Genomic DNA, 20,927 nt, shown 5'->3' on the forward strand with positions numbered 1-20,927 from the left:
CCCCCTCAAGATGAGATTTCCCAGTATGTAAGACCCCTTGAAGACGACGAGGTAGATAGGTTGGAGGTGGAAGTGCAGCAATGCATGGAGCTGACCAATACTAATCGGTCGAGGGCTTATCCTAAAAGCTTTCTGAAAGAAAGCTCGCTACGGAAGCATGAACAAACCCACCAAAGTGAAGAACAGCTTCGTAGCTGATTCCGAGTACTTTGGCGGGACCCGGAACAAAAACCGGGAAATGCTACGGAAAATAAAACGCAAACGTTTCGTATCTAGTTTTCAGGTGATCAAAAATCTGAATGATTTTGAAGCTGCAAATCCTTTTAGAGGATGGATATTTTGCTGGCGAGTAATCTCCGAAGCAAAAGCAGCGCAAAAATCCTGTTTGGTGGCGATAGCGGAGGGGTTCCACGCGTACCCATCCCGAACACGACCGTTAAGCCCTCCAGCGCCGATGGTACTTGGACCGAAGGGTCCTGGGAGAGTAGGACGCTGCCAAGCGAAGGACCACTGTTGATGAAACATTGACAGTGGTTTTTTTGTCCCCATCTGTGGATATCTTTGCGAAATTGGAAATTTTCATCCACAAGCTCATCCGAGTTTTGTTCTGGAAAATGGACTTATGCACAGAAAAATAAATCGAATTTTGTAAATTTGGAGATTCTCACAAAAAGTTCTCCACAAATTCACAAATTCATCCCCATAATACACAGATTCATGGCATGAAAGGTTCAAAACGTCGATATTCTCAAATTTTTATTCACATTATGAATAACGAACTTTTGAAAGCGTTTAAAGGTCGTCCTGTAAGTTTGCGAACTATCCTTTGAAGCTAAGCAGTAGCGGAAATACCGATATCCACATAAAGCCTAGAAGCCCGTCAAAGCATATAGTTTTGGCGGGCTTTTCTATCCTCGCCATCCTCACGAACTTCCTTGCATGCTTGAATTCCGTCTATTTGGGGCATCATGACATCGAGCATGATCGGATCTGACCGGATGGCCCAGCAAGGGAACTTCCCTGAACATGACGGCGATTACGCCGCTTTGAATAAAATAAAAACTAGGAGTATGCTTTATGTATGGGATTACAACCCCCGAACCCTTAACATGAAGGCCATGAAATCCGTAATATTCGCTTCGTTACCCTGTTGATGGATTACCTTTAGGATGAGCATTCCCGAGCTTTTAATACATAAGAGGATGTGCGCAGGCTGCAATTCATGGGAAGTTCGGACAACGAAAAAGGTACGCGCCGGGACGATCAATTTTTACTCGAAAAGGGAGAGAGCTATGGGCAACAAATGGACTGAAACCTACCTGATACATTCCAACGATATCGATTATAAATCCGAAGCAAGGCTGTCGGTGCTGCTGTCGCTCGCCCAAAGAACGGCGGATGCCGATTTGGAGCAGCTAGGGGCGACGAGAGACCAGATGATCGAAGCGGGTATGGGCTGGATGCTGATGACGATGGATTTGCGTATCGGCAGGATGCCGAAGGCGCTGGAGGAAATCGCGATCGAAACCTGGAACAAAGGACCGAAGGGAGCGCTGTGGCAGCGGGATTTCCGGATCTATTCCGGCGGGGATATCATTGCCGAAGCGTGCAGCATTTGGGCGCTGGTCGACATTCAAAAACGGAGAATGCTAAGGCCGTCCAAATTCCCGTTTGACGTCTACATCAACGAAGAGGACTCGGCGGGCGAAACGCCGGATAAAGTCACCATCCCGGAGGACGTCCCTCTTCGGGACGCGTACCGATCCGTGGTGCGATACAGCGGGATCGACGCCAGCGGCCATCTGAACAATTCGCGTTATGCCGATTTATGCATGGATACGTTGACCCCGGACGAGCTTGCCGGCCTTACGTACGCCGGATTCCGAATCACGTATCATCACGAAGCCCGCTTGGGCGATGAAATTCAGGTCAAAAGGTCCGAGGTGACGGACGGCCGCATTTACGTAAGCGGACAAGCCGGGGACGGGACGCATTATTTTGATGCTTATCTTCTATTAAAAGAAACCGAACGCAGTCATGGATAATTCGGCGCGGATCAGGGGATGGCTAAACGGTAAGGGGGGATAAGCATGCCGCATCATAAACCGCTCAAAATCAACAACCAGCAAAACCGAGCGAGCAGGAAAGAGGAAAACGTAACGCTGCATCCGGATAAAGCTGCTAAATTTCCGCCGAGCCTGAACGAGATTCCGAAGCAGGAACAGGATTAGGCGAACACCGCACCACCTGAAATCCCTTCAGAAAGGTACCGTCATCGGACGTGATGCCCACTGAGGGGATTTTGTCGTTTTCACGATTTGAACCAAATCGGTCGGGTTTCGTCGTCCTTTGCATTCGCAGCCGCAATCAATGTTATAATAGGACGGAAGAAAGGGTGGATACATAATGAAATCGCTCGTTTTAGCCGAAAAACCGTCCGTTGCACGCGAAATCGCGCGGGTCATGGGCAGCAGGGAAAAGCATAAGGGATATTTTGAAGGCCCACAATATATCGTGACTTGGGCGCTTGGGCATTTGGTCGGCCTGGCCGAACCCGAAGATTACGACCACAAATACGCAACCTGGAATCTGGAGGATTTGCCGATTTTGCCGAAAACGATGAAGCTGAAGGTGCTCCGTGAAACCGGGCATCAGTTCAAAATCGTGCAGTCGCTGACCAGACGCCAGGATATCAACAAGCTGATCATCGCCACCGACGCGGCGCGCGAAGGGGAGCTTCTGGCCCGGTGGATCATGAAAATGGCCCATTGGAACAAACCGTTCCAGCGCCTGTGGATTTCCTCGCAAACCGACAAAGCGATCAAGGAGGGTTTTGCTTCGCTGCGTCCGGGCAACCAGTTCGACCGACTGTACGAATCGGCGCGCTGCCGGGCCGAAGCCGACTGGATGATCGGGCTGAACGTCACCCGGGCATTGACCGTCAAATTCGGGGCGCAGCTGTCCGCAGGGCGGGTGCAGACCCCGACGCTCGGCATGATCATGAACCGGGAAAATGAAATCGTGAATTTCCGGTCCCAGGAATACGAGACGCTGAAGGCCGATTTTGGCAGCTTCACGGCAACCTGGCGCGGCAAAAACGGGGATGCGCGCATCTTCGAGCGCCAGCAAACCGACACGGTGAAAAAGAAACTCGAAGGACAATACGGCAAAGTCACGCAGGTGAAAAAATCGGAGAAGGTCGAGCCGCATCCGCTCGCTTACGACCTTACCGAACTTCAGCGGGACGCCAACCGCAAATACGGATTTTCCGCCAAGCAGACGTCCAACGTGCTGCAGCGCCTGTACGAGCAGCATAAGCTTGTCACCTATCCGCGCACGGACAGCCGTTATTTAACGTCGGATATGGTTCATACGCTGAAGGAACGCCTGGAGAGCGTGGCCGTCGGCCCGTATGCGCAGCTGGCCCGTCCGCTTTTGCGCAAAAACCTGCCTACGTCCAAACGGATCGTCGACGACTCCAAGGTCAGCGATCACCACGCGATCATTCCGACGGAAGAGACGGTGCTGCTGAACCAGCTAAGCACGGAAGAGCGCAAGCTGTACGATTTGATCGTGCGGCGGTTTATCAGCCTGTTTTATCCGCCTGCCCGTTATGACAACGTGAGCGTCGTCGTGCAGGTCGAAGGCGAGCAGCTTCACGTCAAAGGCACCACGATCAAGGATGCCGGCTGGCGGGAAGTGTACGGCGCGGATGCGGACGATTTGTCCGACGACGACAACGACGGGGATGACGACGACAGTCCGGTGCTGCTCCCCGAACTTCGCGAAGGCGACTCGGTCAAAGTGCAGCGCGTGCACGTCCAGAAAGGAAGAACGCTTCCGCCGAAGCGTTACACCGAAGCCAGCCTCCTCTCGCAGATGGAAAAGCATGGACTCGGGACGCCTGCGACGCGGGCCGACATCATTGAAAAATTGATCAATTCCGATACGATCGAGCGCCAAGGCAACCTGCTGCATCCGACCGGAAAAGGAAAACAGCTGATCGAGCTGGTGGCGCCCGAGCTGCGTACACCGGAACTGACCGCCCGTTGGGAAGCCGAACTCGAAAAAATCGCCCGCGGCCAAGGCAAGCCGGAGCCGTTTATCGAGGGCATTCGCCAAATGTCCAAGGAGCTCGTGGCCGAGGTCAAAAACAGCTCTGCAGGATACAAACCGCATAACGTCTCGAACAGCCACTGCCCGCAGTGCGGAACCCGGCTCCTCGAGAAAAAGGGCAAACGCGGCAAAATGCTGGTATGCCCGAGCGAGGACTGCGGCTACCGCCGTTCGGACGAAAAAAGGCTGTCGAACCGTCGCTGCCCGACATGCCACAAAAAAATGGAGCTCAAGGAAGGCAAGGTCGGTATGTACGTGCAGTGCCTGCCGTGCGGCTTTACGGAAACGCTCAATAAGGATCATAACCACGTCAACAAAAGGGAAGCGCGCAAACTGGTCGAAAAATATGCCAAACAGGAATCGGCTGCCGTATCCAACCTGGGCGAGCTGTTAAAAGCGGCCTTGGAGCAGAAAAACGACAAGTAACGACGAATATCGACGCCATCCGATCTTTTGCGGGCGTATCTTCCGTTATGGTTTGGAGTTTGTCCATTGTTTCCGCCGGGATGCGGATTTATAATGAAGGTAGGCAGTAAGAACGGAGGTGGTTCTCCGGGTGAGGACAGCCCTTTGGGTATGGTTTATTTTTATCAATGCAGTGGGCTACCTGGTCATGTCGGAAGATAAGAAAAGGGCAAGAAACAGGCGCGACCGCGTGCCGGAAAAAACGCTGTTTTTGCTGGCGGCCATCGGCGGGGCGCTGGGCGTATGGATCGCCATGTACCGCAAGCGCCACAAAACGCGCCACCTGAGCTTCCGGATCGGCATCCCGGTGCTGCTGTTCATCAATGCCGTTCTGTATGCCTATTTTTTGAGGTAAGGCTTTCCGCATCGACCTGAGGCAAGACCCTGTTGACGGGCATCATCGGATTTTTTTCTTTATACGACGGTTTGTTTCCTGTGGCTCCGAGGCTTTGGCTAGAAGTTTCTTCCTTTATCTTTGCGTGTAATAAAAAGAGAAGGTTGCCGGCTTCAGCAAAGTTGCGGCGGTCCAACAAAACAGAGAAAGAAGAGGTGGGTTCACATGTTATTTTCCAACATCCTTCTGGCTTACGACGGTTCCAAAGCTTCCAACCGGGCGCTCGACAAGGCGGTCCAGCTTGCGCAAGCGGCCCCCGGCTCGGTGATTGAAGTCGTGCATGCGTTCGATTTCCCCCGCGTGTTTATCGGTGAAGGATTGGCGCCGATTCCCGCCTCCGTAAACAAGGATTATTACGATCTTGCGGAACAGACGGTCGAAGAAGCGAAAAGACGCTTGGACGATGCGGGCGTGAATTACAGCGCGGAATTGATTCAAGGGGCGCCTGCGGAAACTATTTTGAAAGTGGCCCAGGAGCATGGCTCGGACGTGATCGTGATCGGCAGCCGGGGACTTGGCGGAATCCGCGAATTCGTGCTTGGCAGCGTCAGCCATAACGTGGTGCAGCATGCGCGCATACCTGTTCTTGTGATTAAATAAAGCGAAAATATAAAAAACGTAAGCCAGTGTGCCGGAATCGAAAGGCATACTGGCTTGCTTTTTAGTTGGACGGACCGAAAAAACGAACATTATAATCATATTCGTTTTAATTGTTCGGGTTTGAGTTGACATGTGATGTAGGGGATTGTTAAACTGATAAGTGTAAGTCGCCTTACCGGAGACTTTCGCCAATCATCTACAACTTTCAATTAAAAACGACTCGTATAATGCCGGGAATAAGGCCCGGAAGTTTCTACCCGGAAACCGTAAATTTCCGGACTACGAGGGAATACCGCAGGGGAGGCCAGTACCTCTATCCGTCTTGGCGGCGGCCTTTATCCGAGGCAGCGTCCCGGGTTCGCCTGCGTATTCCTGACATGGTCCGGTAGCCTGAAAATCTCCATTTTCTTGGGACCGGGCCTTTTGGTCTTATTTTCGGCTTTCACTAGAAAAGGCATCATCCATAGCAGAACGCTTTTTTACGAAAACCACAAGGAAAGTAGGTAGGAAGCATGTCAGCATTGGTCGCAGTGATTATGGGCAGCAAGTCGGATTGGGAAACGATGCAGCACGCCTGCAAGGTGCTCGATGAATTAAACATTCCTTATGAGAAAAAGGTCGTTTCGGCGCATCGGACGCCGGATTTGATGTTTTCTTTTGCCGAAGAAGCCGCGCAGCGGGGAATTAAGGTCATTATCGCCGGAGCGGGCGGAGCCGCGCATTTGCCGGGGATGGTCGCCTCCAAAACGGTGCTGCCGGTGATCGGCGTGCCGGTGCAGACGAAAGCGCTGAACGGGCTGGATTCGCTGCTGTCCATCGTGCAGATGCCCGGGGGCATTCCGGTGGCGACGGTGGCCATCGGCCAGGCCGGCGCGACAAACGCGGGACTGTTGGCGGCCCAAATTTTGGGGGCTTCGGACCCTGTCATCCAGAACCGGGTGCAAGCGCGCCGGGATCACATCCGCAACGAAGTGATGGAAAGCAGTGATTCGCTATGAGTAACGTACAGCCAAGCCAGCTCCAAGCAAAAACGCTCCTCCCGGGAGCGACGATCGGCGTTTTGGGCGGAGGCCAGCTCGGGCGGATGATGGCGCTTGCCGGGACGGCCATGGGATACCGGTTCGTCACGCTCGATCCGACGCCCGGGTCGCCGTGCGGACAAGTGACGCCGCAGATCGAAGCGGCCTACGGCGATGAAGAAGCGGCGCGGAAACTGGCAGAACGGTCGGACGTCATCACGTACGAATTCGAAAATGTCGACGCCGGCGTTGCCGCCTTGCTGGAGCGGGAATCCTATGTGCCGCAGGGCAGCGCCCTGCTGTACACCACCCAGCACCGATTGCGCGAAAAGCGAGCGATCGAAGCGGCGGGCGTTCCCGTTGCCCCGTACCGCGAAGTGACGGATTTGCAAAGCCTGGTCGTCGCGGCCGGCGAGCTTGGTCTTCCCTGCGTGCTGAAAACGGCAACCGGAGGATATGACGGCAAGGGGCAGGCGGTTATTCGCGAAGCGGACGAACTGGAAACGGCATACCGGGAGCTGGCGGCATCCGGCAGCGAGCTGGTTCTGGAGAAATTCATTCCGTTCCGCGCCGAAGTTTCCGTCATCGCGGCCCGCAGCCCGAAAGGGGAAATCAAAAGCTTTCCGGTGTCGGAAAACATTCACGTGAACGGCATTTTGCATCTGTCGATCGTCCCTGCCCGGGTCGAGGAAAACATCCAGCGGGAGGCGCGGAAGCTGGCGGAACGGCTGGCGGAAAGCCTGAACGTAGCCGGACTTCTGGCCGTCGAGATGTTCGTGACGGAGGACGGCGGACTGTACGTCAACGAAGTCGCGCCGCGTCCCCACAACTCCGGGCATTACACGATGGAGGCTTGCGCCACCTCGCAGTTCGAACAGCATATCCGGGCGATTTGCAATCTTCCGCTGGGGGATACGACGCTGCTCATCCCGGTCGTTATGGTGAACGTATTAGGGCAGCATTTGGATGAAGCCGTGAAGCGGGCAGGGGTGCCGGATCCTTCGCTGAATGAATTCGGCATCGTGCCTAAGCTTCATTTATATGGAAAAACTGAAAGCAAGACCGGCCGCAAAATGGGCCATATCAATTTGTTGTGCAAAGACGTCCAGCATGCGCTGGATTGGGTCGAACAAACTCATATTTGGAGGCAAGGATAATTCATGATCGAACGTTACAGCAGACCGGAAATGCGGGCCATTTGGACCGAAGAAAACAAGTTTAAGGCTTGGCTCGAAGTCGAGATTTGCGCTTGCGAGGCATGGGCGGAGCTCGGGGTCATTCCGAAGGAAGACGCCAAGCTGCTGCGGGAGAAGGCGTCCTTTGACATCGACCGCATTTACGAAATCGAGCAGGAGACGCGCCATGACGTCATCGCTTTTACGCGTACCGTGTCCGAAAGCCTCGGGCAGGAACGCAAATGGGTGCATTACGGCCTGACGTCGACCGACGTGGTGGATACGGCGCTCGGTTACCTGCTGCGCCAGGCGAACGAAATCATCGAGCAGGATTTGATCCGCTTCATCGACATTTTGAAAGACAAAGCGATTGCTTACAAAGACACGCCGATGATGGGACGCACGCACGGCGTTCATGCCGAACCGACGACGTTCGGACTCAAAATGGCGTTGTGGCATGAAGAAATGAAACGGAACCTCGAGCGTTTCCGCCATGCGGCCAAAGGCGTGGAATTCGGCAAAATTTCCGGCGCCGTCGGCACGTACGCGAACATCGATCCGTTCGTCGAAGAATTCGTGTGCCGCAAGCTCGGCATCAGCCCGGCTCCGATTTCGACGCAAACGCTGCAGCGCGACCGCCATGCCGAATATATGGCGACGCTGGCGCTGATCGCGACGTCGATGGACAAATTCGCGACGGAAATCCGCGCCCTGCAAAAGAGCGAGGTCCGCGAGGTGGAAGAAGCTTTTGCGAAGGGCCAAAAGGGTTCGTCGGCCATGCCGCATAAACGCAACCCGATCGGCTGCGAGAACATTTCCGGCCTGTCCCGCGTCATCCGCGGCCATATGGTCACGGCGTACGAAGACGTGGCGCTTTGGCATGAACGCGACATTTCGCATTCCTCGGTGGAGCGCGTCATTTTGCCGGATGCGACGATGCTGATCAATTACATGCTGAACCGCTTCGGCAATATCGTGAAAAATTTGACGGTGTTCCCGGAAAACATGAAGCGCAACATGAGCCGCACCTTCGGCGTGCCGTTCTCCGGACGCGTCATGACCAAGCTGATCGACAAAGGCTTCAGCCGCGAGCAGGCGTACGATACCGTGCAGCCGCGGGCAATGCAGGCATGGGAGGAGCAGCGCCAGTTCCGCGAGATCATCGAGGCCACGCCGGAAATTACAAGCGTGCTGAGCCCGGAAGACATCGAAGACGCGTTTAACCCATCCTGGCATTTGAAGCATGTGGATACGATTTTCAAGAGACTTGGTTTGATATAAAGAAAAAAAGTGGATCAACATTGAACAGGGATTAAACGAAGCTAGCGTTCTAAAACTGATTTTCAGTGTTGATCCACAACATGGGGAGGATTCACATGACATCACCGGCCGTATCCACCGCTGTGGAACTTGTTGATGCGCCGCTGCTTTACAAAGGCAAGGTTCGCGAGCTGTACGATCTGGGGGAACATACGCTGATCGTCGTCACGGACCGGATATCCGCTTTTGATTACGTGCTGGAGCCCGCCGTGCCGGAAAAAGGAAACGTCCTGAACCGGCTCAGCGCCTTCTGGTTCGACCAAACGCGGGAGCTGATGGACAATCACGTGGTGCATACCGACGTGGGGCGCCTCGGACCTATCGCGAAGGACAAAACGCTTTTGAAGGATCGGATCATGGTCGTCCGCAAAGCGAAACGCATCGACATCGAATGCGTGGTCCGGGGTTACATTACCGGCGGCGGTTGGAAGCAGTATCAAGCTTCGGGCAAAGTCAACGGGATCAAGCTTCCCGAGGGCATGCGGAAAAACGAGGCGTTTCCGGAGCCGATCTTCACGCCGGCCGCGAAAAACGACGTCGGGCACGACGAAGACATTTCGATGGATCAAATGAAGGCGATGATCGGCGAGGAGCTTGCCCTTGAGCTTCAGGAGAAAAGCTTGAAGCTGTATGGGGTTGCCAGGGACTACTGCGCGGAGCGCGGCATCATTCTGGCGGACTGCAAGTTCGAATTCGGCATCCTGGACGGCCGGGTCATCCTCATCGACGAAATTTTCACTCCGGATTGTTCCCGGTTCTGGGCCAAAGAAAAATATGCGCTGGACATCGAAATCGACAGCATGGACAAACAGCCTGTCCGCACGTATCTGGCGTCGACGACATGGGACCAAAACAGCCAGCCGGATCCGCTTCCGGCGGAAGTGGTGGAAGAAACCACCCGCCGCTATCAGGACATTTATCATCGGTTGACCGAGCGGGCGTAAGGCCGCTTAGGAAAAATATTTTCTTCAGTTCAATTTAAGAAGTGGAAGTAGCGGAGGGGACGGAATCGATCTGAAGAAGCGGCAGCGGTCGCCTTTGTCTCCGTAATTATACCTTTGAATCTTAATTCCAATAATTTTGGAGACAACAGCGATCGGAAGAACGATCCGTAACCGCAGCGGTCAACGCCGCGTAATGTCACATACTTCTGAGATTGAAATAAAGCATTAATCATCAGCTCATTCTATCGATCTAACCTGAGGAGGAACTAGAGGAATATGTTGAAAGCTACGGTCTATGTCACGATTAAGCAGGGCGTACTCGATCCGCAAGGCGTTGCGGTACAGGGAGCGCTGCATTCGATGGGGTTTCAGGAAGTAGAGAGTGTGCGCATCGGCAAATATATGGAGCTTAGCCTGGACACGGATGACCGTGCCGAGGCCGAGCGCCGCGTCAAAGAGATGTGCGAAAAGCTTTTGGCAAACACGGTGGTTGAGGATTACCGTTACGAATTGGAGGGCTAACATCCATGAAATTTGCAGTTCTCGTTTTTCCTGGCTCCAACTGCGACATCGACTGCTACAAAGCGGTGCAGGAAACGGTTGGAGAGCCTGTCGATTACGTGTGGCATACGGCTACCGATCTTTCCGCATATGACTGCATTCTGGTTCCGGGCGGTTTTTCGTACGGCGACTACCTGCGCTGCGGGGCGATTTCCCGGTTTGCGCCGGTCATGAGCGAAGTGGCGAAAGCGGCGGAAGAAGGCAAATACATTCTTGGCATCTGCAACGGGTTTCAGATTTTGACGGAAGCGGGCTTGCTGCCCGGCGTGCTGCTCCGCAACACGTCCCTGAAATTCCGCTGCCATGACACGGTGCTTCAGGTCGTGAACAATAAAACGCCGTTTACGAACGATTTTGCGCCGAACGAAGAAATCGTCATCCCGATCGCCCATGGCGAAGGCAATTATTATTGCGACGAAGAGACGTTAAAAGAGCTTCAGCAAAATAACCAGATCGTGTTTACGTACAAGGACAATCCGAACGGCTCCCTGGCCGACATTGCCGGCATTTCCAACAAACGGGGCAACGTCGTCGGCATGATGCCGCATCCGGAGCGGGCGGTCAGCGAATTGCTCGGCTCTGCGGACGGAAAACGCATGTTTACATCAATCCTGAAGGCTTGGAGGGATACCCATGGCACAGCAAGTGTCCGCTAAGGAACCGACCGCACAGCAGATTGCGGAACAGAAAATTTATCAGCAGTTTGGCGTATCGGACAGCGAATATAAACTGATTTGCTCGTTTATGGGCCGCCTCCCGAACTATACGGAAATCGGCGTTTTTAGCGTCATGTGGTCCGAGCACTGCGCGTACAAAAACTCGAAGCCGCTTCTGCGCCGCTTCCCGACCAGCGGGCCTCGCGTCCTGATGGGTCCTGGCGAAGGCGCGGGCATCGTGGACATCGGCGACAACCAGGCCGTCGTATTCAAAATCGAAAGCCATAACCATCCATCGGCCGTCGAGCCTTACCAAGGCGCGGCGACCGGGGTGGGCGGCATCATCCGCGACATTTTCTCCATGGGCGCAAGACCGGTGGCCCTCTTGAATTCCCTCCGTTTCGGCAAGCTGGAGAGCGAACGCGTCAAATACTTGTTTGAACATGTCGTTTCCGGCATCGCGGGATACGGCAACTGCATCGGCATTCCGACCGTGGCGGGCGAAGTGATGTTCGACAACAGCTACGACGGCAATCCGCTCGTCAACGCGATGTGCGTCGGACTCATCGATCATGACAAAATCCAGCGCGGCGTCGCCAAAGGCGTCGGCAACCCGGTATTTTACGTCGGACCTCCGACGGGCCGCGACGGCATCCATGGCGCGACATTCGCGTCCGTGGAGCTGAGCGAAGAGTCGGAAGCCAAAAAAACGGCCGTTCAGGTCGGCGATCCGTTCATGGAAAAACTCGTGATGGAAGCCTGCCTCGAACTGATCGACACCGGCATCGTGCTGGGGATTCAGGATATGGGCGCAGCGGGCCTCACCTGCTCCAGCGCGGAAATGGCGAGCAAGGCGGGCAACGGCCTCGAGCTGTACCTGGACCAGGTGCCGCAGCGCGAGGAAGGCATGACGCCGTATGAAATGATGCTTTCCGAATCGCAGGAACGGATGCTGTTCGTCGTTGAACCGAAGGACGAAGCCCAAGCCATGGAAATTTTCGAGCGTTGGGGCGTCATCTGCGCCAAAGTCGGCAAAGTGACGGACGACGGACGTTTGAAGCTGTTCCATCATGGCGAGCTGGTCGGCGACATGCCGGTACAGGCGCTGGTCGACGAGTGCCCGGTATACGAGAAGCCATCGAGCGTGCCTGCTTATTATGTAGAAAACGAAAACGTAGATACGCTGCGTTATGAAGAAGTCAAAGATCTGGGCGGCGCCTTGAAAAAGGTACTGGCTTCTCCGACCGTCGCCAGCAAAGCGTGGGTGTACAATCAATACGACTATATGGTCCGCACCAGCACGGCGGTGCGCCCGGGTTCGGACGCGGCGGTGATCACGATCGACGGCACGCGCAAAGGGCTCGCCATGACGACGGACTGCAACGGCCGTTACGTGTACCTCGATCCGGAAGTCGGCGGCAAAATCGCCGTCAGCGAGGCGGCCCGCAACATCGTCTGCTCCGGCGCGGAGCCGCTGGCGATTACGGACAACCTGAACTTCGGCAGCCCGGAAAAGCCGGACATCTTCTGGCAAATGGAACGTGCGGTCGACGGCATGGCCGAAGCCTGCCGCGTGCTCGACACGCCGGTTATCGGCGGCAACGTCAGCTTGTACAACGAAAACGCGAGCGGCGCGATTTACCCGACGCCGGTGGTCGGCATGGTCGGTCTGCTGCATGACACGGACCATATCACGACCCAAGGCTTCAAACAGGAAGGGGACGTCATCTTCCTGCTCGGCGAAACGAAAGCCGAACTCGGCGGCAGCGAATTCCAGTATGCCGTTCACGGCCTGACGGAAGGACGTCCGCCGGCGCTTGATTTGGATACGGAGAAAACATTGCTTGCCGGCGTGCTCGGCGCAATCCAGAGCGGGCTTGTCCAATCCGCGCATGACCTGTCCGAAGGCGGGCTCGCGGTCGCATTGGCGGAATCCTGCATCAGCGGTTCCATCGGCGCCCAAGTTTCGCTCAGCACGCCGCTGCGCAGCGACGTGGCGCTCTTCAGCGAATCGCAGTCGCGGATTCTGCTGTCCGCAAGCCGGGAGCAAGCCGACAAGCTGGAAGCTTATCTGTCCGAACGCGGAGTGCCCGTGACGCGGATCGGTTCCGTCGGCGGCGAAAGCCTGGCCGTGACGATCAACGACGCGCAGGCCGTGAACGAACCGGTGGAAGGTTTGCGCCAGGTCTGGGAGGATGCGATTCCATGTCTCATGAAATAGCATCCCAGCCGCTGTGGACCGGAGACTATTATAATGAAGGGGCGGGCAAGGAAGGCCTGTTCGACAAATTAAAGGAAGAATGCGGCGTATTCGGGGTGTACGGACACCCCGATGCCGCATCCCTTTCCTATTACGGGCTGCATGCCCTGCAGCACCGGGGGGAAGAAAGCGCCGGGATATGCGTCAGCGACGGTCAGGAGTTTCATTTCCACCGCGGCATGGGGCTGGTGAAGGAGGTCTTCGACAAAGACCTGCTGTCGTCTCTTGCCGGCTCCATCTCCATCGGCCATGTCCGGTATTCGACCAGCGGCGACAGCAAGCTGGCGAACGCGCAGCCGCTCGTGTTCAAATACCGCGCGGGGGATCTCGCCGTGGCAACCAACGGCAATATCGTCAATGCGCCGCAAATCCGCCGCGAGCTGGAGGAAAGCGGCTCGATTTTCCAAACGACAAGCGACACCGAGGTGATCGCGCATTTGATCGCCCGTTCCCCGAAGGATTTGGTGGAAGCGGCGAAAGATGCGTTTAACCGGATCGTCGGCGGTTATGCGTTCCTGATCATGACGAACGACAAGCTGTTGGTGGCTTCCGACCCTCACGGCCTGCGTCCGCTCAGCATGGGCAAACTCGGCGATGCGTATATTTTCGCTTCCGAGACGTGCGCGTTCGAGACGATCGGCGCGGAATTCGTGCGCGACATCGAGCCGGGCGAACTGCTGGTGCTGGACCGCGAAGGGCTGCATGAAGGCCGCTTTGACGAGAAAAAACACCGCAAAGCGCTGTGCGCGATGGAATACATCTACTTTGCGCGCCCCGACAGCGACATGAACGGCTCGAACCAGCACGCGGCGCGCAAGCGCATGGGCAGCCAGATGGCGATCGAATCGTTTGTCGATGCGGACATCGTGACCGGCGTGCCGGATTCCAGCATTTCGGCGGCCATCGGTTATGCCGAACAGACCGGGATTCCGTATGAGCTGGGTCTCATCAAAAACAAATACACCGGCCGGACGTTCATCCAGCCGAGCCAGGAGCTGCGCGAGCAGGGCGTCAAGATGAAGCTGAGCGCCGTGCGCCGCGTGGTGGAGGGGCAGCGGGTCGTCATGATCGACGATTCGATCGTCCGCGGCACGACTTCGAGACGGATCGTCAATCTGCTCCGCGATGCGGGCGCCGTCGAGGTGCATGTGCGGATTACGTCGCCGCCGTTCAAAAACCCTTGTTTTTACGGCATCGACACGCCGGACCGGCGCGAGCTGATCGCTTCGTCACGGACCGTGGAAGAAATTTGTCGGGAGATCAATGCGGATTCGCTGGCATTTTTAAGCCCCGAAGGGTTGATCGCGGCAATCGCGGGAAATAACGAGGCGGATTATAAAGGCGGTCTTTGCCTGGCCTGCTTCGACAACGATTACCCGACGCGCCTCGATTTCGACGGCGAAGAGAAGTTCGGCTGCGGCTGTTAAGCGTTTGACCGTGATGACAGCCGTGAAAGTTCATCAGATAAAAATTTTATCATGTATACGTTAACGCTCGTTTTCATCAATCATTGATATAAAATGGAAGGGAAGTGTCGTGGGAAGTGTCTGAGGCCTACAAAAACGCCGGCGTCGATATCGCGGCAGGGAATGAAGCGGTAGAACGCATGAAAAAGCACGTGAAACGGACGTTCCGTCCCGAAGTGATGACCGATCTCGGCGGCTTCGGTGCATTGTTCGGATTAAACAAGGAGAAATACGAGGAACCGGTGCTCGTGTCGGGTACGGACGGAGTCGGCACGAAGCTGAAAATCGCCTTTGCGATGGACCGCCACGATACGATCGGGATCGATGCCGTCGCCATGTGCGTCAACGATATCGTCGTGCAGGGCGCCGAACCGCTGTTTTTCCTGGATTATCTCGCGTGCGACAAAGTCGTGCCCGAAAAAATCGAAGCCATCGTGGCCGGCATCGCGGAAGGCTGCCATCAAGCCGGCTGCGCGCTGATCGGCGGCGAAACGGCTGAGATGCCCGGCATGTACGCCGAAGGCGAATACGACATTGCCGGCTTCACCGTCGGCGTCGTCGACAAAAGCAAAATCATTAACGGCGCGGACATTGCCCCCGGCGACGCGGTGATCGGACTCTCGTCCAGCGGCGTGCACAGCAACGGTTTTTCCCTCGTCCGCAAGCTTCTCCTGGAGCAGGAGGGCTACAGCCTGCAGGATTCGGTTCCGGAGCTGGGAGGCACCTTGGGAGACGCGCTTCTTGCGCCTACGAAAATCTACGTCAAACCGCTGCTGGCCCTCCTGGAGCAGCTGCCGGTCAAAGGCATGGCGCACATCACCGGCGGCGGGTTCATCGAAAATATTCCGCGGATGCTGCCCGATCACGTCAACGTCGACATCGAATACGGCTCCTGGCCGATTCTGCCGATCTTTGAGCTGCTGCAGCGCAAAGGCTCCATTTCAAACCGCGATATGTTTACGACGTTTAATATGGGCATCGGGCTGGTTCTTGTCGTCAAGGCTGAAGACGCGGAAAAAGCCGTCGGCTTTTTGAAGGGACAAGGGGAAGAGGCCTACATCATCGGCAAGGTGACGGCGGGCGAATCGATCGTGACGTTTACGGGGGCTGACGTTTAATGGGCGTTTACCGTATCGCCGTATTTGCTTCGGGCGAGGGCAGCAATTTTCAAGCGTTGGCCGAAGCGGCAGATGCAGGCAAGCTGGGCAAAGCCGAAATCGCGCTGCTCGTTTGCGACAAACCGTCGGCGCCTGTCGTGGGACGTGCCGGGCGGCTGGGCATCCCCGCCTTCCTGTTCCAACCGAAGGATTACGAGTCCAGGGAAGCTTACGAACGCGTAATCGTCGAACAGCTTGAGGCGCATGGCGTGGATCTTGTCGTGCTTGCGGGATACATGCGGCTGCTGACGCCCGTGATCGTCGAAAAATTCAGCAGGCGCCTTATCAACATCCACCCGTCGCTGCTGCCGGCATTTCCCGGGAAAGACGCGATCAGACAGGCTTTGGCATACGGCGTAAAAGTAAGCGGCGTGACGGTTCATTTTGTCGACGAAGGGATGGACACGGGGCCGATTATCGCTCAGGCGGCGATTCCGATCGCATCGGGCGAAACGCCGGAGTCTTTTGCACAAGCGGTCCATGCGGTGGAGCGAGAACTGTATCCCGAGGTCGTATCCTGGTTTGCCCAAGGAAGGGTCAAGCTGGAAGGCAGACAGGTTACAATCGGGGAATGATTTAGATGCATTTTTCGCTGAAGGAGACGACAAGTTCGGCTAAGGAATGTGAATATTCCGATGTTTTGTCATGACCGGCATGTTGAGGAGAGAAACACGGAGACCATTCGATATTTCTCGGGAAATAAAAAACGATCACCCGAATGTTAGCGTATTAACGCGAGGATGATGGAAAAGCGGCCCGCAAAGCCGTGATCGAGGAGTTTCCACCATCCTCTACGACAAAGGAGGAGCATATTGTGGGTATAAAAAGAGCGCTGGTAAGCGTTTCGGATAAAACAGGCATCGTAGATTTTTGCCGCGAGCTGTCTGCACTGGGCGTGGAAATCATTTCGACGGGCGGAACCAAAAGCCTTTTGGCAAAAGAAGGCGTGCCGGTGATCGGCATTTCCGACGTGACGGGGTTTCCCGAAATTTTGGACGGGCGCGTCAAAACGCTTCATCCCGCGGTTCACAGCGGCCTGCTGGCCATTCGCGACAGCGCGGATCATCAGCAGCAGATGAAGGATTTGGGGCTGGGTTATATCGATCTCGTTGTCGTCAACCTGTATCCGTTCCAGGAAACGATCGCAAAACCGGATGTGACGTATGAAGACGCCATCGAAAACATCGACATCGGCGGACCGACCATGCTCCGTTCGGCTGCCAAAAACCATGCGTTCGTAACGGTCGTCGTGGATTCGGGCGATTACGGCACCGTGATCGAGCAAATCCGCGAGCAAGGGGACACCACCCTGGAGACGCGCAAACAGCTTGCAGCCAAAGTCTTCCGCCATACCGGCGCATACGACGCCCTGATCGCCGATTATTTGTCGAACGTGACCGGCGATCCGCTGCCGGAACGTTTTACCGTTACCTACGAAAAAATCCAGGACCTCCGCTATGGGGAAAATCCGCATCAAAAAGCGGCCTTTTACCGCAAACCGCTGGCTCCATCCGGCACGCTGACGACGGCGGAGCAGCTTCATGGCAAAGAATTGTCGTATAACAACATCAATGATGCCAATGCAGCGCTGCAAATCGTGAAAGAATTCGACGAACCGGCGGTCGTCGCCGTGAAGCACATGAACCCTTGCGGCGTAGGCGTGGGCGAAAGCATTTTGGAAGCTTACGAAAAAGCGTACAGCGCGGATCCGACATCGATTTTCGGCGGCATCGTCGCGGCGAACCGGATCATCGACAGCGATACCGCGAAGCTGCTGAGCGAAATTTTCCTCGAAATCATCCTCGCGCCGGGCTTCACCGAGGAAGCGCTCGACATTTTGACGAAAAAGAAAAACATCCGTCTCCTCAAAATGGGCGAATTCGGATCCTCCAGGGAACGCAAAAGCAGCTTTGTCGTTACGTCCATCGACGGCGGCATGGTCGTACAGGAAAGCGACGTGCACGCCCTGGATGAGGCGGACCTTAAGGTCGTGACCGACCGTCAGCCGACGCCGGAAGAACTGAAGCAGCTGCTGTTCGGATGGAAAGTCGTGAAGCACGTCAAATCCAATGCGATCGTGCTTGCCGCGGACAACATGACCGTCGGCGTCGGCGCCGGGCAAATGAACCGCGTCGGTGCGGCGAAAATCGCCATTGAGCAAGCCGGAGAAAAAGCAAAAGGCGCCGTCTTGGCTTCCGATGCCTTTTTCCCGATGGGCGACACGCTGGAGCTTGCGGCCAAAGCTGGCATCACGGCCGTAATACAGCCGGGCGGCTCCGTCCGCGACGAAGAGTCGATCAAAGTCGCAAACGAGCATGGCATCGCCATGGTGTTTACGGGCGTTAGACATTTTAAACATTAAACTTCATTGGGCGAACGGCCAAAGTTATATGCACATTGCGACTAAAAGCCGGACCCGGCATATCAGAAACGACATATGAAACTTGAGATCGGGCTCCGCCTGCTGCCGTTTTAAAGCGAATGCGGGCGGGGCCTGAATAATACATGGGAACTACAGGAGGCGAAACATGGATATTTTGGTCATTGGCGGCGGGGGCCGGGAGCATGCGATCGTCTGGGCGCTGCGGAAAAGCCCCAAAGCGGGAACGATTTACTGCGCGCCGGGAAATGCCGGCATCGGGCAAATCGCGGAGTGCGTGCCGATTGCCGTACATGAATTCGACAAGCTGACGGCTTTTGCAGCCGACAAAAACGTAGGCCTGGTCGTTGTCGGACCGGATGATCCGCTGGCGGACGGCATCGTCGATGCGTTTGAAGCGAAAAACATTCCGGTGTTCGGACCGCGCAAAAACGCGGCGGAAATCGAAGGCAGCAAAACGTTCATGAAAGATCTGCTCCATAAATACGGCATCCCGACGGCTTCTTACGAAAAGTTCGACAACCATGAAGCCGCGTTGGCTTATTTGAATACGCAGCAGGCACCGATCGTCATTAAAGCGGACGGGCTTGCAGCCGGCAAAGGCGTGACGGTCGCCCGCACGATGGAGGAAGCGCGGCAGGCCCTTCATGACATCATGGTCGCCAAAGTGTTCGGCGAGTCGGGCGCACAGGTGGTCATCGAGCAGTTCCTCGAAGGCCAGGAAATGTCGATCCTGTCCTTTGTCGACGGGGAGACGGTACGTCCGATGCCGGCGGCCCAGGATCACAAGCCGATCTTCGACGGCGACCGCGGGCCGAATACCGGCGGCATGGGCACCTATTCGCCGCTGCCGCATATCGATCCGGCCATCGTGGAGAAGGCGATCGAGACCATCGTCAAACCGACCGCCAAAGCGTTGGTGGCCGAAGGCCGTCCGTTCCGCGGCGTCCTGTTCGCGGGGCTGATGATTCAGCCGGACGGCACGCCGACGACGGTGGAGTTCAACGCCCGTTTCGGCGATCCCGAAACGCAAGTCGTGCTGCCGCGGCTGAAAAGCGATCTGCTCGACATCTTCCTCGCGGCCGTAAACGGCACGCTGGCCGATGTCGACATCGAATGGAGCGACCGCGCCGCCGTTTGCGTCATCCTCGCTTCCGAAGGGTACCCGGGTTCTTACCCGAAAGGGCGGCCGATCAACGGTCTGGAAATGTCGACGGACGTAGAAGACGCAGTCGTGTTCCACGCCGGCACGGCTTTGAACGAGCAGGGGCAATACGTCACAAGCGGCGGACGTGTGCTCGGCGTTGTCGGATTGGGCGCCGATATCGCCGAAGCCCGCCAAAAAGCTTACGAAAAAGCGGAGCGGATTACGTTCGAGGGCAAGCAAAACCGCACGGACATTGCCGCCAAAGCGTTGGTGTAAAGGATTAACCCCGTTAAATGAAGAGGAATATGGGAAATTTGTAAAAGGAGTCTTCGTCAACGAAGGCTCCTTTTTGCGCGCAGAAAGGATGGGTGTTTGAATCATGTTCATCGTTTGATTGCTGCCGAAACAAACGCTAACGACAAATTTCCTCTTTCTTCCTTTTTCGTTATATAATACTTGTATTGGCCGATCCGCAAACGGATGATCCGGGCAATCGGCCAAATACGATGTCGAACCAAAAGGAACTCAAAGTGATGGAGAAAAACTTTATCGATCAAATTTCCATATTGCTGGTGGACGATGAGCAGGGGTTGTGCGACATGCTGACCGCCGTGTTGAAAAAGGAAGGTTTTCGGCAGATCCGCAGCGTGGGGACCGGGAGCGAAGCGCTGCAAATGTTGGCCGTGCTCACGGTTGATGTCATCGTGCTGGATGTGATGCTTCCGGATGAAGACGGCTTCGAGGTGTGCCGGAAAATGCGCAAAATGACCGAAGCGCCGATTCTTTTTTTGACCGCCAGGGACACCGATTTGGACAAGCTGATGGGGTTTGGGATCGGCGGGGACGATTATATCACCAAACCGTTTAACCCTTTGGAGGTTGTCGCCCGCATTAAAGCCCGTTTGAAATACAAGATGCGGGAAGAAAAGGCGGCGGCCCAGCCAGCGATATTGGATTACAACTATTTCCGGGTTGAGCCTGAGGCCGGGGAGCTTATCGTAGACGGGAAGCGGATGGAATGCCCGGCCCGCGAATGGGAACTGCTCGTATTTTTATGCCGTCATCCGAATCGTATTTTCAGCACGCGCCACTTATACGAAGCGGTCTGGAACGAGCCTTATCTCGGAGATGAGAAGACCGTTGTGATCCATATCTCCCGGCTGCGGAAAAAGATTGAACCCGACCCGGGCCATCCCCGCTTTCTTGTGAACGTCAGGGGGCTTGGCTACAAAATGGTAGCCCCGAGGAAAGGGGCAGGAATGTAGCC

18 protein-coding genes, 2 rRNA genes and 1 riboswitch are annotated in these 20,927 nt (G+C 55.7%); all 20 genes read left to right on the plus strand.

What is annotated here, in order from left to right:
- A 23S ribosomal RNA gene (locus KI367_RS23670) occupies window positions 1–124 on the plus strand; the annotation flags it as partial.
- A 260-nt stretch (window positions 125–384) separates the two neighbouring features.
- A 5S ribosomal RNA gene (gene rrf, locus KI367_RS23675) occupies window positions 385–501 on the plus strand.
- 791 nt (window positions 502–1,292) lie between these two features.
- On the plus strand, window positions 1,293–2,045 hold the full coding sequence (locus KI367_RS23680; RefSeq protein ID WP_212952423.1) for an acyl-[acyl-carrier-protein] thioesterase: 753 nt from the start codon (window positions 1,293–1,295) through the stop codon (window positions 2,043–2,045).
- Between the two features lie 45 nt (window positions 2,046–2,090).
- The gene (locus KI367_RS23685) at window positions 2,091–2,231 is read left to right on the plus strand and encodes a hypothetical protein (RefSeq protein ID WP_197070048.1); all 141 of its coding nucleotides are present in this window, start codon (window positions 2,091–2,093) and stop codon (window positions 2,229–2,231) included.
- 175 nt (window positions 2,232–2,406) lie between these two features.
- Window positions 2,407–4,542: a DNA topoisomerase III gene (locus KI367_RS23690; protein ID WP_212952425.1), complete on the plus strand. Its 2,136-nt coding sequence runs from the start codon at window positions 2,407–2,409 to the stop codon at window positions 4,540–4,542.
- Between the two features lie 130 nt (window positions 4,543–4,672).
- Window positions 4,673–4,936, plus strand: coding sequence for a DUF1294 domain-containing protein (locus KI367_RS23695; RefSeq protein ID WP_036714253.1), 264 nt, complete (start codon window positions 4,673–4,675; stop codon window positions 4,934–4,936).
- Between the two features lie 204 nt (window positions 4,937–5,140).
- Window positions 5,141–5,575, plus strand: coding sequence for a universal stress protein (locus tag KI367_RS23700; protein ID WP_212952426.1), 435 nt, complete (start codon window positions 5,141–5,143; stop codon window positions 5,573–5,575).
- 200 nt (window positions 5,576–5,775) lie between these two features.
- A riboswitch (purine riboswitch) is annotated at window positions 5,776–5,877 on the plus strand.
- A 210-nt stretch (window positions 5,878–6,087) separates the two neighbouring features.
- On the plus strand, window positions 6,088–6,573 hold the full coding sequence (purE, locus tag KI367_RS23705; protein WP_212952428.1) for a 5-(carboxyamino)imidazole ribonucleotide mutase: 486 nt from the start codon (window positions 6,088–6,090) through the stop codon (window positions 6,571–6,573).
- A complete protein-coding gene (gene purK / locus KI367_RS23710) occupies window positions 6,570–7,751 on the plus strand; it encodes a 5-(carboxyamino)imidazole ribonucleotide synthase (protein WP_212952430.1) in 1,182 nt (393 codons plus the stop codon). Before purE ends, purK begins: the two co-directional genes overlap by 4 nt.
- A gap of 3 nt (window positions 7,752–7,754) precedes the next feature.
- Window positions 7,755–9,050 carry an adenylosuccinate lyase gene (gene purB / locus KI367_RS23715; protein WP_212952432.1) on the plus strand — a complete coding sequence of 432 codons (1,296 nt, stop codon included), beginning with the start codon at window positions 7,755–7,757 and terminating at the stop codon, window positions 9,048–9,050.
- Window positions 9,051–9,145: 95 nt separating this feature from the next.
- A complete protein-coding gene (locus tag KI367_RS23720; RefSeq protein ID WP_212952434.1) occupies window positions 9,146–10,033 on the plus strand; it encodes a phosphoribosylaminoimidazolesuccinocarboxamide synthase in 888 nt (295 codons plus the stop codon).
- A 276-nt stretch (window positions 10,034–10,309) separates the two neighbouring features.
- Complete coding sequence (gene purS / locus KI367_RS23725; RefSeq protein WP_212952436.1) at window positions 10,310–10,555, plus strand: phosphoribosylformylglycinamidine synthase subunit PurS; 246 nt, start codon at window positions 10,310–10,312, stop codon at window positions 10,553–10,555.
- A 5-nt stretch (window positions 10,556–10,560) separates the two neighbouring features.
- Window positions 10,561–11,250, plus strand: a complete 690-nt coding sequence (purQ, locus tag KI367_RS23730) for a phosphoribosylformylglycinamidine synthase subunit PurQ (RefSeq protein ID WP_036714264.1) — start codon at window positions 10,561–10,563, stop codon at window positions 11,248–11,250.
- The gene (gene purL, locus KI367_RS23735; RefSeq protein ID WP_212952439.1) at window positions 11,228–13,471 is read left to right on the plus strand and encodes a phosphoribosylformylglycinamidine synthase subunit PurL; all 2,244 of its coding nucleotides are present in this window, start codon (window positions 11,228–11,230) and stop codon (window positions 13,469–13,471) included. Before purQ ends, purL begins: the two co-directional genes overlap by 23 nt.
- Entirely contained in the window at window positions 13,456–14,937 is a 1,482-nt protein-coding gene (purF, locus tag KI367_RS23740) for an amidophosphoribosyltransferase (RefSeq protein WP_036714266.1), read from the plus strand. Before purL ends, purF begins: the two co-directional genes overlap by 16 nt.
- Before the next feature lie 116 nt (window positions 14,938–15,053).
- On the plus strand, window positions 15,054–16,094 hold the full coding sequence (gene purM / locus KI367_RS23745; protein ID WP_212952440.1) for a phosphoribosylformylglycinamidine cyclo-ligase: 1,041 nt from the start codon (window positions 15,054–15,056) through the stop codon (window positions 16,092–16,094).
- Entirely contained in the window at window positions 16,094–16,708 is a 615-nt protein-coding gene (purN, locus tag KI367_RS23750; RefSeq protein ID WP_212952441.1) for a phosphoribosylglycinamide formyltransferase, read from the plus strand. The genes purM and purN overlap by 1 nt, the downstream gene beginning before the upstream one ends.
- Window positions 16,709–16,947: 239 nt before the next feature.
- A complete protein-coding gene (purH, locus tag KI367_RS23755; RefSeq protein ID WP_212952442.1) occupies window positions 16,948–18,495 on the plus strand; it encodes a bifunctional phosphoribosylaminoimidazolecarboxamide formyltransferase/IMP cyclohydrolase in 1,548 nt (515 codons plus the stop codon).
- A 166-nt stretch (window positions 18,496–18,661) separates the two neighbouring features.
- Window positions 18,662–19,936, plus strand: coding sequence for a phosphoribosylamine--glycine ligase (gene purD / locus KI367_RS23760; protein WP_212952443.1), 1,275 nt, complete (start codon window positions 18,662–18,664; stop codon window positions 19,934–19,936).
- A 272-nt stretch (window positions 19,937–20,208) separates the two neighbouring features.
- Complete coding sequence (locus tag KI367_RS23765) at window positions 20,209–20,925, plus strand: response regulator transcription factor (RefSeq protein ID WP_212952468.1); 717 nt, start codon at window positions 20,209–20,211, stop codon at window positions 20,923–20,925.
- Window positions 20,926–20,927: the final 2 nt, after the last annotated feature.

This window comes from Paenibacillus cookii (genome assembly GCF_018333375.1).
In the GTDB taxonomy this organism is placed as follows: Bacteria; Bacillota; Bacilli; order Paenibacillales; family Paenibacillaceae; genus Paenibacillus_AQ; species Paenibacillus_AQ cookii.

Coding starts and splice junctions, on each gene's coding strand:
- purL (WP_212952439.1), top strand. CDS start 11,228: ATGGCACAGCAAGTGTCCGCTAAGGAACCGACCGCACAGCAGATTGCG.
- KI367_RS23700 (WP_212952426.1), top strand. CDS start 5,141: ATGTTATTTTCCAACATCCTTCTGGCTTACGACGGTTCCAAAGCTTCC.
- KI367_RS23680 (WP_212952423.1), top strand. CDS start 1,293: ATGGGCAACAAATGGACTGAAACCTACCTGATACATTCCAACGATATC.
- KI367_RS23690 (WP_212952425.1), top strand. CDS start 2,407: ATGAAATCGCTCGTTTTAGCCGAAAAACCGTCCGTTGCACGCGAAATC.
- purE (WP_212952428.1), top strand. CDS start 6,088: ATGTCAGCATTGGTCGCAGTGATTATGGGCAGCAAGTCGGATTGGGAA.
- purB (WP_212952432.1), top strand. CDS start 7,755: ATGATCGAACGTTACAGCAGACCGGAAATGCGGGCCATTTGGACCGAA.
- purK (WP_212952430.1), top strand. CDS start 6,570: ATGAGTAACGTACAGCCAAGCCAGCTCCAAGCAAAAACGCTCCTCCCG.
- purN (WP_212952441.1), top strand. CDS start 16,094: ATGGGCGTTTACCGTATCGCCGTATTTGCTTCGGGCGAGGGCAGCAAT.
- purF (WP_036714266.1), top strand. CDS start 13,456: ATGTCTCATGAAATAGCATCCCAGCCGCTGTGGACCGGAGACTATTAT.
- KI367_RS23685 (WP_197070048.1), top strand. CDS start 2,091: ATGCCGCATCATAAACCGCTCAAAATCAACAACCAGCAAAACCGAGCG.
- purQ (WP_036714264.1), top strand. CDS start 10,561: ATGAAATTTGCAGTTCTCGTTTTTCCTGGCTCCAACTGCGACATCGAC.
- purS (WP_212952436.1), top strand. CDS start 10,310: ATGTTGAAAGCTACGGTCTATGTCACGATTAAGCAGGGCGTACTCGAT.
- KI367_RS23720 (WP_212952434.1), top strand. CDS start 9,146: ATGACATCACCGGCCGTATCCACCGCTGTGGAACTTGTTGATGCGCCG.
- purD (WP_212952443.1), top strand. CDS start 18,662: ATGGATATTTTGGTCATTGGCGGCGGGGGCCGGGAGCATGCGATCGTC.